Source organism: Falsiruegeria sp. JB4-1, assembly GCF_055693495.1.
On record NZ_JBVFTZ010000001.1, the window covers coordinates 3,178,659 to 3,191,110 of the forward strand.

Annotated in this window: 14 protein-coding genes; 6 read left to right on the top strand and 8 right to left on the bottom strand. The window is 57.5% G+C overall.

Going from position 1 to position 12,452, the window contains the following annotated elements:
* Window positions 1–97: 97 nt before the first annotated feature.
* Window positions 98–736, top strand: a complete 639-nt coding sequence (locus ACZ1HE_RS16300) for a TIGR02453 family protein (RefSeq protein WP_472622452.1) — start codon at window positions 98–100, stop codon at window positions 734–736.
* A 39-nt stretch (window positions 737–775) separates the two neighbouring features.
* Here the strand turns inward: ACZ1HE_RS16300 and ppk2 are convergent, their stop codons facing one another.
* Window positions 776–1,729: a polyphosphate kinase 2 gene (gene ppk2 / locus ACZ1HE_RS16305; RefSeq protein WP_472622454.1), complete on the bottom strand. Its 954-nt coding sequence runs from the start codon at window positions 1,727–1,729 to the stop codon at window positions 776–778.
* A 221-nt stretch (window positions 1,730–1,950) separates the two neighbouring features.
* Between ppk2 and ACZ1HE_RS16310 the strand changes: the two genes are divergently transcribed.
* Together ACZ1HE_RS16310 and ACZ1HE_RS16315 are read left to right on the top strand one after the other, a co-directional pair.
* Window positions 1,951–2,841, top strand: a complete 891-nt coding sequence (locus ACZ1HE_RS16310; RefSeq protein WP_472622456.1) for an alpha/beta fold hydrolase — start codon at window positions 1,951–1,953, stop codon at window positions 2,839–2,841.
* Window positions 2,838–3,449, top strand: a complete 612-nt coding sequence (locus ACZ1HE_RS16315; protein ID WP_472622458.1) for a glutathione S-transferase family protein — start codon at window positions 2,838–2,840, stop codon at window positions 3,447–3,449. Before ACZ1HE_RS16310 ends, ACZ1HE_RS16315 begins: the two co-directional genes overlap by 4 nt.
* Before the next feature lie 187 nt (window positions 3,450–3,636).
* Here the strand turns inward: ACZ1HE_RS16315 and ACZ1HE_RS16320 are convergent, their stop codons facing one another.
* The 4 genes from ACZ1HE_RS16320 to ygfZ all read right to left on the bottom strand — a co-directional run bounded on the left by ACZ1HE_RS16320 (window position 3,637) and on the right by ygfZ (window position 6,555).
* Window positions 3,637–4,035, bottom strand: coding sequence for a hypothetical protein (locus ACZ1HE_RS16320; RefSeq protein WP_472622460.1), 399 nt, complete (start codon window positions 4,033–4,035; stop codon window positions 3,637–3,639).
* 53 nt (window positions 4,036–4,088) lie between these two features.
* Window positions 4,089–4,697, bottom strand: a complete 609-nt coding sequence (locus ACZ1HE_RS16325; protein WP_472622462.1) for a carboxymuconolactone decarboxylase family protein — start codon at window positions 4,695–4,697, stop codon at window positions 4,089–4,091.
* Window positions 4,698–4,822: 125 nt separating this feature from the next.
* Entirely contained in the window at window positions 4,823–5,749 is a 927-nt protein-coding gene (locus tag ACZ1HE_RS16330) for an ABC transporter transmembrane domain-containing protein (protein WP_472622464.1), read from the bottom strand.
* Window positions 5,750–5,820: 71 nt separating this feature from the next.
* The gene (gene ygfZ, locus ACZ1HE_RS16335; protein WP_472622466.1) at window positions 5,821–6,555 is read right to left on the bottom strand and encodes a CAF17-like 4Fe-4S cluster assembly/insertion protein YgfZ; all 735 of its coding nucleotides are present in this window, start codon (window positions 6,553–6,555) and stop codon (window positions 5,821–5,823) included.
* A 72-nt stretch (window positions 6,556–6,627) separates the two neighbouring features.
* Here ygfZ and ACZ1HE_RS16340 point away from each other — a divergent pair, with 72 nt between their 5' ends.
* Window positions 6,628–7,305 (top strand): TIGR04283 family arsenosugar biosynthesis glycosyltransferase, encoded by a 678-nt coding sequence (locus ACZ1HE_RS16340; protein ID WP_472622468.1) that lies wholly within the window; start codon window positions 6,628–6,630, stop codon window positions 7,303–7,305.
* Here ACZ1HE_RS16340 and ACZ1HE_RS16345 read toward each other — a convergent pair.
* The 3 genes from ACZ1HE_RS16345 to parE form a co-directional block, all read right to left on the bottom strand.
* Window positions 7,293–8,060 carry a hypothetical protein gene (locus ACZ1HE_RS16345; RefSeq protein ID WP_472622470.1) on the bottom strand — a complete coding sequence of 256 codons (768 nt, stop codon included), beginning with the start codon at window positions 8,058–8,060 and terminating at the stop codon, window positions 7,293–7,295. The two genes, ACZ1HE_RS16340 and ACZ1HE_RS16345, sit on opposite strands and share 13 nt — an antisense overlap.
* A 270-nt stretch (window positions 8,061–8,330) precedes the next feature.
* Window positions 8,331–8,735, bottom strand: a complete 405-nt coding sequence (locus ACZ1HE_RS16350; protein WP_472622472.1) for a hypothetical protein — start codon at window positions 8,733–8,735, stop codon at window positions 8,331–8,333.
* Complete coding sequence (gene parE, locus ACZ1HE_RS16355) at window positions 8,732–10,690, bottom strand: DNA topoisomerase IV subunit B (RefSeq protein ID WP_472624515.1); 1,959 nt, start codon at window positions 10,688–10,690, stop codon at window positions 8,732–8,734. The genes ACZ1HE_RS16350 and parE overlap by 4 nt, the downstream gene beginning before the upstream one ends.
* Before the next feature lie 244 nt (window positions 10,691–10,934).
* Here parE and ACZ1HE_RS16360 point away from each other — a divergent pair, with 244 nt between their 5' ends.
* Window positions 10,935–12,179: an adenylate/guanylate cyclase domain-containing protein gene (locus ACZ1HE_RS16360; RefSeq protein WP_472622474.1), complete on the top strand. Its 1,245-nt coding sequence runs from the start codon at window positions 10,935–10,937 to the stop codon at window positions 12,177–12,179.
* Window positions 12,176–12,382: a hypothetical protein gene (locus ACZ1HE_RS16365; RefSeq protein WP_472622476.1), complete on the top strand. Its 207-nt coding sequence runs from the start codon at window positions 12,176–12,178 to the stop codon at window positions 12,380–12,382. Before ACZ1HE_RS16360 ends, ACZ1HE_RS16365 begins: the two co-directional genes overlap by 4 nt.
* Window positions 12,383–12,452 lie beyond the last annotated feature (70 nt).

A 12,452-nucleotide genomic window follows, 5' to 3' on the forward strand; every position in this document is an offset into this window, starting at 1 on the left:
AGGCTTAGGGTTCGGGCATTGCACACGCAAGAGGCAGACTGCACCTTCCCCTAAAATATCGTTGTGATACCTTGTTCGCGACAGCAGGAGGTCGCTTATGCCTGATCCGTTTTCCCAGCTTATCCCCGAGGCTCGGAGTTTTTTGTCAGACCTGTCGCACAATAACACCCGCGAGTGGTTCACCGAACACAAGCCCCGATACGAGGCGCAGCTGAAGACCCCGGCATTGCATCTGCTGGACCAGATCGCGACGCAAATTGGCGACGGCGTCACCACCAAGCTTTTCCGACCACAGCGAGACGTTCGGTTTTCCAAGGACAAGACACCCTACAACACCCACCTGCACATGCTGTGGATGATGCCGGGAAGCGGCACCCGGCCTGCGCTATTCTTCGGGATCGGGCTTGACTATGTCAGTGTCGGAGGCGGGATCATGGGGTTCGACAAGGCGGCTCTGAGCGACTGGCGCTCAGGCGTTGATGGGCCCATGGGATCTAAGTTGGCGGATGTCACCAATGCGTTGATCGCAGAAGGGTTTCGCTTATCCGAACCTGAGTTGAAGCGCATTCCGGCCCCTTATGACAAGGAACACCCTCTGGGTGATCTGTTGCGGCGAAAGTCACTGACCTTATGGAATGATCTACCTGACAGCCGACTCCATGCCCCGACCGCGTCGATTACCGAAACCCTGAGCAGCCTACGCCCTCTGTTCGACGCTTTGAGCCGCGCGTTTTAACCAAACAGGCGACCAAGGCCGCCTGTTTCGAATGACGTCTCACTTCTGGCGTTGATCCGGATGCAAGGCCGTGCCCAGGATGTGGTCCGAACGGTGGATGACATGATGGGCCTGCCCCACGATCAGCGGATCTGGTTGGCCAACAATGTCCAGATCCTTGTCCGGGTAATCCAGCGTCGACAAGAAATGGCGCATGCAGTTCAAGCGGGCGCGTTTCTTGTCGTTCGACTTGATGATGGTCCACGGCGCATCGGCGGTGTCGGTGTAAAAGAACATCGCTTCTTTCGCCTCGGTGTAGTCGTCCCATTTGTCCAGCGACGCTTTGTCGATAGGGCTGAGCTTCCAGCGTTTGAGCGGGTCCGTCGCGCGAGAATCGAACCGGCGTTTCTGTTCGGGCTGCGTGACCGAGAACCAGTATTTGTAGAACCGAATACCTGACCGCACGAGCATCCGTTCAAGTTCGGGCGCTTGGCGCATGAACTCCAGGTATTCGGTCGGCTCGCAGAAGCCCATCACACGCTCAACACCTGCGCGGTTGTACCAAGAGCGGTCATAAAACACCATTTCACCGGTTGTCGGCAGCTCCTGCACATAGCGCTGGAAATACCATTGCCCCTTTTCCTCCCATGTAGGTTTGTTCAGGGCAACGACCCGGGCATGGCGTGGGTTCAAATGCTCCATGAACCGCTTGATGGTGCCGCCCTTGCCTGCAGCGTCGCGACCTTCGAACAACAAAACAAAACGTTCCCCGGTTTCCTGAGCCCAATGCTGTACCTTGAGCAGCTCCGCCTGCAACTTGGCTTTTTCCGCCTCATAAGCGCGACGTTGCATTTTGCGGGCATAGGGGTAATGACCGCTTTCAAACGCTCTGCGGATCTTTTCCGCCTCGGTCTCGCCCGGTTTATTTTGTGAGGCCTTCCCGGTCTCTGGCACTTTGGCATTGACGGGTTCACGGGGCGGATTTGTTGTTTCGATCGAAGTCACTGTCGCCATTTCTTGGTCCTTTGTTTTTGTCGTCCATCGCCTAGCAAATCGCCCTCGTTTCTGCCTTGATCGGTGTCAAAGCTGGATCAATTTCTCATATTTTCTCGACATGTATGTCTAGTATCCGGACTGATGTGCACGCTGACTGACGAAGGGTCATTGCAAAGTATCGTTCCAAAGCTGCGCCAAGCCTGTTTCACTGAAACAGGAACACCTGAGGGGAGGCACCAATGCGCAGCAAGTTCGTGGACCTGAACGGACAGGCATTCTTTGTCCGCAGCTGGGGCGACCCGTCTTTGCCCACACTGCTGATGCTGCATGGCTTTCCCGAATATGGCGGGGCTTGGGGCGATCTGGCCCCGCACCTGTCGCAGCACTTTCACTGTGTTGCCCCGGATCAGCGCGGCTATGGCCAAAGCTGGGCGCCCGATGGGGTCGAAAACTATGTGACTTCGGCCCTTGTCAGCGACATGGTTGCCCTGATCGAACATCTTGGTTCTCCCGTAACGGTCATGGGTCATGACTGGGGCGCGGCGGTGGCTTATGGTTTGGCGATGTTCAAGCCCAAACTGGTCGACCGTCTGATCATCGCCAACGGTGTCCACCCGGTCCCCTTCCAGCGCGAGATGGCGGCCGGTGGCGCGCAATCAGAAGCCTCGCAATACATCAACATGCTGCGTTCTCCGGATGCTGCCGAGAAGATGAGCACCAATGGTTACGCCGGAATCGAGAAATTCTTTCGCCGACATCTGGGCAAGGACTGGCTGGACGATATGACTCTGGCCAAATACAGGATCGAATGGGCGCGCCCTGGTCGGTTGAACGCCATGTTGAACTGGTACCGCGCCTCGCCCCTGCAAGTGGCCGCCCCGGGACAGCCGATCATCGACCTGCCCGCCCTCCCCCTGGACCGTCTGCGTGTACACTGCCCTCATCTGCTGATTTGGGGACCGGACGACAAGGCGCTTTTGCCGCAATCGACCGAAGGCCTGGAAGATTTTGCCGCAGAGCTGACACGGGTTACCATCCCCAACACCGACCATTGGCTGATCCACCAGGATCCGCGAGCTGTGGCACAGGCCATTCTGGACTGGATGCCCAACACAGGAGCACCATCATGATCAAGGTTCACCACCTCAACCGCTCGCGCTCGCTGCGCATTCTGTGGCTGCTCGAAGAACTGGGGGTTGATTATGATGTCATCCGCTACGAGCGGGACGCCAAGACCAACCTGGCCCCACCGGAGTTGCTGACCGTACATCCTCTGGGCAAGTCTCCGGTGATCGAGATCGACGGCCAGATGGTATCGGAATCGGCAGCCATCGTAGAAGTGCTCTGTGCGCTTTATGGCCCCCATCTGGTGCCGCACGCGGGTACACCAGAGCATTGGCACCATCTGGAGCTGATGCATTTCGCCGAAGGGTCAGTGATGACACCCATCCTGTTGAACCTGTACGTCGGGATGCTGGGGGACGCGGGCGCACCGCTTCACCCACGCATCCAGAACGAGTTGACTAACCACTTCGATTATCTAGAGAGCGTCCTGCGGCCCTCGGGCCACTTTGTTCTGGATGACCTGTCGGCGGCCGACATTATGCTGAGCTTTCCTGTCAGTATCATTGGTCGCCTGGGCCGCAGCAGCGAATACCCCGGATTGACGGCCTTTACCGAGACTATCGAAGCCCGACCAGCCTATGTTCGCGCATTGGAAACTGGCGGCGGATCCTGAGTCGAAGCACTCCCGCCCCCGCGGCGTGCCCTGACGGGCCCTTGCGGCGTTGGGCCCAGCGCCAGGCCAAGGGCCTGGCGCTGCCCCGCCCAACGGGAGGAGGTGCATCTTTGATGCATTGACGACGGGCGGGAGCTCGCCTTACCCGGGCCCAAATCACTGGCGTCCCGTTCTTATCCGCTGTGCTTTAGTTAAAAGATCCGATGGCGTTCAACTCAGCAACCGCCACATTGTCGGCCTTACCAAGTTTTTCAACGTAAACCTGTTCTTGTCCAACCGGCACCACAAACAGGGCGATACGCAGTTCGTCATCGTCAAACAGCATTGACTCAAAATGGATGGACTTGTCCCGCTCCAAACTCCTTATCGTTTCCCGGGCCATTCCAGCATCCGCGAATTGAACGATAACCATTCCGGGTATAAACTCGACCTGTGCAGATTGGTGTTCAACTTGTTCAGACAGTTTTTGTGGTTCCACATAGGGCGCACTGTCAATTGCCGTTGAGAATATCACTGCTGCAGCCATCAGAAAAAAATTCATCGGATTCAGGTCTCGGCTTTCATAGTTTGTAAGTTCGAAACCCAACTATGCCTTCACCTTTCGACTTCAATACTGTCAGGCACGACATTTTACCGGACTCAATTGTGCCCCCAGTCATCTGGGTCGGTCGAATTGTTGGGGGATAAGCCCAAAACATCACCCTTGGTCGAACACCCAAGTCCCAGAACCGTCCGATTGGCGTATGAGAAATATGAACTCACCTGATTGATCTCTAGAATGCAACCATCGTCCCATCCCACAGCACGCAGTGCGATCACATCAGCCTCGACCATTTCGGCCGGAGCCTCGGTCAATTTGCGAGCGTATAGCATGGCCGCCACCTGAGCCTCGTCCAAAGGCACATCCGTCAGATCACGCGCTTCTATCCCGGCGCGGACCGCCAGGCCACGCTGTTCATCCCCCAGCAGGCGTTGCAAGCCCTGGAAATGATGCTCGACGCAGTAGGCACAGCCATTCAGCGAACTGACCCAGACGCCCAACGTTTCCAGAAACCATTTCGGGATCTTGTTGCCCGTATGGTGCAAAACGTTCTTGTAGAGCACCATGTGCCCTTCCATGGAATGCGGCCGCAGGGAATGGGACATCATGATGTTGTCCACATTGTTGTCCGGGCCCGTCACACGTTGATACAGCTTCTTGAGCTTGCCTGTTGCCTGTTCAAACGGAATGGTATCAATCCAGCTCATGGGGGATGGTCCTTTGTCTAGGTGTTTCAAACAGAGCTTAGTGACGATCTATTCCAACTTCGAGGCAGAAACGACCGCCAACTTGCAAGGTCTCTGAGCAGTACAGGCGGGCGTTCCAGATCCGCTTAGGCCACTTGTTCCCTGGGCTGCGCAAACAACTCGCGCAGCAATTCATATTTGATCCGGTTGGCACTGACCTGACGGTAGAACGCGATCAAGAAAGCAGTCGGAGCCTGAATGCGCCCCAACCCGATTGTCGCGGCAACCACCGTGCCGATGTCCGTCTGCCCATAGATCACCATCCATCCCCCAAGAAGCAGAACGGCCACTGTTCCTGTTCCATTGATGGTGCTGAGCAGAAACTTGGTCGACAATTTCCAGATAAACATGTGACGCCGCGCTTCAAATATCTCGTCAAAATGAGCTTTAACCTCAGCTTCGGCCTCTCGCACGGCGTTGGCCGTCAACTGGTCTGTCGCCTTACGCAACACCCGCACTCGTTCGGCGACATATTGATTCACCTTGCGCTGTGTTCCCAAAACAATGACCACCTGCGGCAGGATCATCAGAAGTGCGATGGTCCCAAGACCGGGTTGCGAAGTTGCAATAAAGCCGATCACACTGATCAATGTGCCGATTTGCACCACCGGTTCCGAAATGGCCGCGCCTGCAAACTTGCCCAGCTCTTCGGCCTCGGCGGATACAGCCGTCGACAGGGTCCCCTTGCGCAGGCCGCTGCCCTGAGTTTCAGCGGTGATCGCCCCCTCGACCAAGCGAGTGCGGATCAGGCGGATGATGTCCTCGCCAAGCAACCCCGACCGATAGCCCATCAGCCATTTCAGGCCCAGGCTCAGCAGGATCGCCAGCATCATGAACATGCAATACCAGAGCAGATCCTCGTCGTTGATCTCGTTCTCGGTCAGCAAGTTGACGATGTCTTTTTGAAATTCCAACGGTACAGCTGCCAGAAAGGCAATCGCGAGCGACAGGATAATCAGGACGATCTGACGCCCCGAACTGACCCGCCAGATGGCTGCATAAAGCTGAAACATGCGATGTGTCCTTAAGACCCCTATCCTGACGACACTCTGCCGGTCTTTTACTTGGATTTCAAACTGTTGAGTTACTCGAGGTGAACAGTGGCCTCTCCGGCTTGCATATCCCCCTTGGCACGGTCAAAGCGCAGATAAGCGATCCCCTTGCCACCCGATTGGGTAAAAAGCGTGCCCACCGATTTGCCATTGGCCGAGATTTCCGTACCCGTGGGGGCCGCCCCGTCTATCAGCACCTGCCGCAATCCTTTGCGCAGTTCGGTCTTGTGCTTCATGCGTGCCGTGACCTCTTGGCCAACATAGCAGCCCTTTTTGAAATCGACGCCCTGCAACACCTCAAATCCGCATTCCAGAACATAGCTGTCCGGCGTCAGTTCGATCCCGGTTTCGGGGATGCAATGCTCGACTCGGATCGCGTCCCAATCACTGCCATCATCGCTGGTCGGTGCCGTCGTATAAGCGCGCCAGCCCATCGCCTCATGCCTCGGATCGGGCAGCGCATCTTCGGGCGCATCGCCGGTGCCGCGTTGCAGGTTCATTCCGCTGTCGGCAATCTGAACATCGGCGCGCAACTTGTACATGCTCAGCCGTTTGACCAGCCCATCGGCCAGCTCCTCGGCCACGTCCAGCAGAACATCACCGCCATCGCGCACCAGAAAGAAATCGGCCAGATACTTGCCCTGCGGCGTCAGGATCGCGGCATAGACCAGTCCCTGATCCAGCTTGTCCACGTCATTGGTCACCAGCCCTTGCAGGAAGGTGACAGTGTCCGCGCCGCTCAGGCGCAGGATACGGCGGGCGGTCATGGCGGTCCCTCGTTTCAAATCCACGCGCCAGTGATATAGGAGAACGCAAGCCAGTGACCAGAGGGGACATACATGCCCGCCAAAATCAGTATCGTGATCCCCACTCTGAATGCCGAGACCACGCTGGCCCGCACGCTAGAGGCGTTGATGGAAGGGCTCGGACAAGGCTTGATCCGCGAACTGATCATCACAGATGGCGGATCGACCGACGCAACGCTCAAGATTGCAGAGGAAGCGGGGGCCGAGATCGTGACAGGTGCGTCCTCGCGCGGCGGGCAACTCCGCCGTGGATGCGCGGGGGCCAAGGGCGATTGGCTGTTGATCCTGCACGCCGACACCGTGTTGGAGGCGGGCTGGGCCGAGGTCGTTGCCGAGCATATTCAACACAACCGACAGCCTGCATGGTTCCAGCTGAAGTTCCGCGCGCGAGGGATTATGCCTGCTTGGGTCGCGGGTTGGGCCAACTTGCGGTCGCGCCTCTTTGGGTTGCCCTATGGCGATCAGGGGCTGTTGGTGCGCCACTCTGACTATGACAAGGCGGGCGGTTATCCTGATCAACCGTTGATGGAAGATGTGGCACTGGTCCGCGCCTTGCCACGTAAGACAGGACTGCCCGTGCGTGCGATCACCAGCGCCGAGCGATATCAGCGCGCAGGCTGGCTCAAGCGGGGCACCCGAAACCTTTGGACGCTGATGCGCTACTTCGCCGGAACCTCACCCGAGACGCTGGCTGACGGCTATCGCCGCTGATCCAGCAGTTCGACCACGGATTTGCCCAGCCGGAAGGGTGCCGCGAAGCTGACCAGACACAGCGCGATCACCTGCAGGATCAGGATATGGGCGTTGTCCTGCAGATACTCCCACTCGTCTTTCAACTTGCCGACCTGCTCAACCAGATCGTCATAGGCCATCGCCAGGATCAGGTAATCGCCCGCGATCGTCGGCACCTTGCGGCGCATGTTGTCTACGGCGGTTTTGGTGGGCTCATCGAGCGTTGTGAAGACAAGGAACTGATCAGGATCGAATGCGTTGGCCTGTTCAACCATCTCATCCATTTCGTCCGTGTCATCGCCGCCCCAGCCGAACAGCAAGCTCAGCCCCGCCAAAGGTGCGACCTCATTCGTGACGGCGATGAACAGCGGCAGTTCGGCGTTGGACGCGGTGGAGGCTGAAAGGAACTCGACCTTGTCACACAGCACCGCAATGTCGCTGTCATACGCGGGGTCACAGAACCGCAGCCGGAACCGCGCGGCGTCGCGGTCGAAGGCTGATGTGGCGGCATAGGCGATGTCGATCTGGCGATCCAGGCGCGAGCTGTCGGCTTTGTAGAGCCCCGCCAGCACCGCCACCAAGGCCCCGATGCCGCCCAGTACGACCCAGACCAGATCCGCCAGCTTCCACGCCCGGTGGCCAGCGGGTTTGCGGAACAGAAACCCGGTGCCGATGCAGCCTGTCAGGAAAAAGGCAATGAGCAGGGGGAGTTGGTTGTCAGCGATGAAATTCATGGGGGAGTTTAGGCGGCTGGATGGGTGACGCAACAGCCCTCACGCATTTGTAGGGTTTGTGTCGCCCTCTCGGTCACCCCCAAGCAAAATGCCCGGCATTTTGCCGCGCCTGACCTTCCCCCCGGGAAGGCGCTTCACGCCTCCCCAAGGTCAGGCGCGCGACTTTTCCCTTCTCAGAAGGGTCGTCTAAATCAATTCAGGAAAGATTGGACAAATCTAAGAACGTGGCAAATTTTTCAACGGCCTGTCTTTGCTGTGCTTTCGCTTGATCTACGCAGCCTTGTTCCTTCTCTCTCTCTTCTCTTTCAAACAAAAGTTGAAATCACGGCCAAGATCGTCTGCGTTCGACAATAGCGCTTCGATCTCTGTTCCGAAGAGAATCCTAGCGTGATGTTTCTGATACTGAAGTTCTCTGAAGTACTCGTCAGAGACTTTATTGCGCCAAATTATTTCATCCAAAAAACGAGTGTAGGTTTCGTAGACCTTGAAGCGTTTATCATACAGTGAAGCCGCAACAGCTGCTTTAGAGGCGCGAAATTGGCGATAGGCAAAGACGACGATGGCGAGGGCGAGGCCCATTTCGGCAATGGCGAGCCAAGGTTCGCCTATAATAACCTTAAGAAGTTCGCTGAATTCCCGCAGGTTTTCCCTCGCAGTAACAGTCGTGCAACTCAAACATCCAACTCCTCCACAAACCGCGCGTTCTCCTGAATGTACTGGAACCGCAGTTCGGGTTTTTTGCCCATCAGGCGTTCGACCAGGTCTCCGGTTTCGCCCGGTTCGTCCTCGTCAATCGTCACCCGGATCAAGGTGCGCGAGTTCGGGTCCATCGTGGTCTCTTTCAGGTCCTTGGCGTCCATTTCGCCAAGACCCTTGAAGCGCGACACGTCGATCTTGCCCTTGCCGCCCAGACCCTTTTCCAGCCACGCGTCCCGTTCCGGCTCGTCTACGCAATAGACGCGCTTGGCGCCTTGGGTCAGGCGGAACAGCGGCGGGCAAGCCAGATACAGGTGGCCCGCGTCAATCATGGGGCGCATCTGGGTGAAGAAGAACGTCATCAACAGCGCCGCAATGTGTGCGCCATCCACGTCCGCGTCGGTCATGATGATGACCTTGTCATAGCGCAGGTCATCAACGTTGAATTTTGTCCCCAAGCCAACGCCAAGCGCCTGCGTTAGGTCGCTGATCTCGGCGTTCGAGCTGAGTTTCGAACTGGCCGCGCCCAAAACGTTCAGGATTTTACCACGCAGGGGCAGCAGGGCCTGGGTCTTGCGGTTGCGTGCCATCTTGGCCGAGCCACCCGCCGAGTCGCCCTCGACAATGAACAGCTCGGTGCCGTCGCGGTTGTTTTGCGAACAATCCGTCAGCTTGCCGGGCAGGCGCAGTTTCTTGGTGGCCGATTTGCGCGCGGTTTCTTTTTCCTGACGCCGCTTCAGCCGCTCTTCGGCGCGCAGGATCAGGAAGTCGAGGATCGCACCGGCAGATTTCGTATCCGCCGCCAGCCAGTTGTCGAAATGGTCGCGGACCGAGTTTTCCACCAGCCGCTGCGCCTCGACCGTGGCAAGGCGGTCTTTGGTCTGACCCACAAACTCTGGCTCGCGTATGAAGCAGCTGACCAGCGCACAGCCGCCCGTGATCAGGTCCTCGCGGGTGATCTGCGCGGCTTTCTTGTTGTTGACCAACTCGCCATAGGCCTTGATCCCCTTGAGGATCGCCGCCCAGAACCCGGCCACATGGGTGCCGCCTTCGGGTGTGGGAACGGTGTTACAATAGGACTGGATGAAGCCATCGCGCGACGGCGTCCAGTTGATTGCCCATTCCACCTTGCCCGGTGTGCCAAACTTTTCCTTGAAATCGACCGTGCCACCAAATGGCACTTCGGCGTAGGTCGATGCGCTTCCCAAGGTCTCGGTCAGGTAATCCGACAGACCTCCGGGGAAGTGGAAGGTGGCGCTGGTTGGGGTTTCGCCATCGTCGATTTCCGATTTCCAGCGGATTTCCACGCCCGAAAACAGATAAGCCTTGGAGCGGATAGATTTGAACAGCCGCGCGGGTTTGAACCGGTGATGGCCAAAGATCTCTTCATCTGCGTGGAAGGTGACCGTTGTGCCACGCCGATTGGGGGCCGAGCCGACCTTTTCGACGCCACCCAAAGGAATGCCGCGCGAGAACCGTTGTTCAAACAGCTCTTTGTTGCGCGCAACCTGAACCACCATGGAATCAGACAGCGCGTTGACGACGGATGCGCCTACGCCGTGCAGGCCGCCCGAGGTCTCATAGGCGTCGCCCGAGAACTTGCCGCCCGCGTGCAGGGTGCACAGGATCACCTCGAGCGCGGATTTGTCGGGGAACTTGGGGTGCGGATCAATCGGGATGCCGCGGCCGTTGTCGCGAATGGTGATCGCGTAATCTGCGTGCAGCTCAACCTCGATCCGGTTGGCGTGGCCTGCAACGGCTTCGTCCATCGAGTTGTCGAGTACCTCAGCCACCAGATGGTGCAGCGCGCGCTCATCGGTGCCGCCGATGTACATACCGGGGCGTTTGCGGACCGGTTCCAGCCCTTCGAGCACCTCGATCGAGGAGGCGTCATAGGTTGCGGAGGGGGCTCCGCTTAACAGATCTTCAGGCATGTCGCTGCTCATGTTCTTGGGCTCTTGTTTGGCAGTCATTATGGCAGGTGATGTGGTTGGGGAAAAGGGGGCGCAGGGTGTTGTGTACAACTTGGCGCGTCGGCGGTGCCAGCGAACTGCCTATTTGCCCGTGTTTTGTATTAAATGCCAAGGCTGTCGGGCGATGACCTGGAGCTTTCACGTGGCTGCTCTGTTGCGCGCGCCGTCCTTGCCCGCGTGATCAGAATCACGCAAGCTCTGGCTCATGTCACAACCCAATCACGACTTTGCCGCGAACCCAGTCAATGAGGCTGACGCCATCCGCGAGTTGAGCGTCGAGAAGTCCGTGGAAACGGTGCGCAACATTCCAGCCACGGTCTTTTCCAATTTGGCCATCTGTTGCCTGACCTTCATGGTCAGCCCGACTTGGGTCATCGCCTCTGGGGCGATCTACGCTTACGCGTTGATCGTGTTTCACAACGCTCTGTTGATGCGCCTCTATCTGTATTTGAGGCGCAAGCCACGACCCAAGCAGGTTCGGCAAAGGACACATCGGCTGTCCGCGCTTATCTCGTTGTTGGGCGGCTGTGGCTGGGCGATTTTCATCCTGCTGGTTCTGGCGTCGTCCCCAACTGACGTTGCCCTGCTCATTTCCATTTTTGTTGTGGCCACATCCATTGGGGCGCTTGTCATCTCGCCGAGCTCTCCGGCGGTCAGCTTGGCTTTTGGGTTGCCGATCCTGTCTGCCTTTTCATTTGGCGCAGGCATGTTCGGTCATTTTAGCCCGGTGTTGGCGGCCATGGTTTGGGTCACGGCTATGGTGGGTGTGCCTGGTTTTGCCTTGACCAATGCGCGCAACGCCTGGGATCGTGCGTGTCTGCATGTTCAGATTGCCGAAGAGCGAGCAGAACGATTGGCCATGATGGAGCAACTGTCCGAACGGCTTGGCAAATACATCTCTCCGCAGCTGTATCAATCGATTTTCGCCGGAACGCAAAAGGTCGAGGTGGCCTCGCAGCGCAAGAAGCTGACGGTGCTGTTTTCGGACATCGTGGAGTTCACCACCATGACCGAGCGGTTGGAAAGCGAGGAACTGACTTCGCTGCTCAATCAGTATCTTACCGAGATGTCCGATATTGTGTTGCGGTATGGCGGAACACTAGACAAGTTCATCGGCGACGCGGTGGTCGTCTATTTTGGGGATGCCGCAGACGGGGCAAGCGCGCAAGAAAACGCAATCAGTTGTGTTCAGATGGCACTGGCGATGCGAGCGCGGATGTCGAAGTTGCGGGAGTCGTGGCGAGAGCAAGGGTTGGACGCATCCATCGATCTACGCATCGGAATTAACACGGGGTTTTGCACAGTAGGCAATTTCGGTTCCGATCAGCGCATGGATTATACGATCATTGGGAGCGAGGTGAACTTGGCCGCGAGGATGGAAGCATCCGCTGACGCCGGGGAATCCTTTTGGCTCATGAAACAAATGCCTTGGTCAAAGGCGCGATTTTGACCGAACCTGCCGGAGCTGTGACGGTAAAAGGGTTCGCCCGCCCTATCGAAACATACAACGTTCTTGGCACAAGAGAGGCCCATGTCCCTTCAGAGCACAGCGCGGCCGTCACGTTCGTAAAAGATCCCTCGCGAATGACATCTTTGGAAAAGGAACGCGCACGCAACGAGCTGCAACAGGCGATGCAGCGTTTGAGCGATTGAAGGGCCTGTTTATTTCGAAAGCTGAAGCCGAACTTCACTTTTGAGGTCTGCGGATGCGTCGATGTCCCAA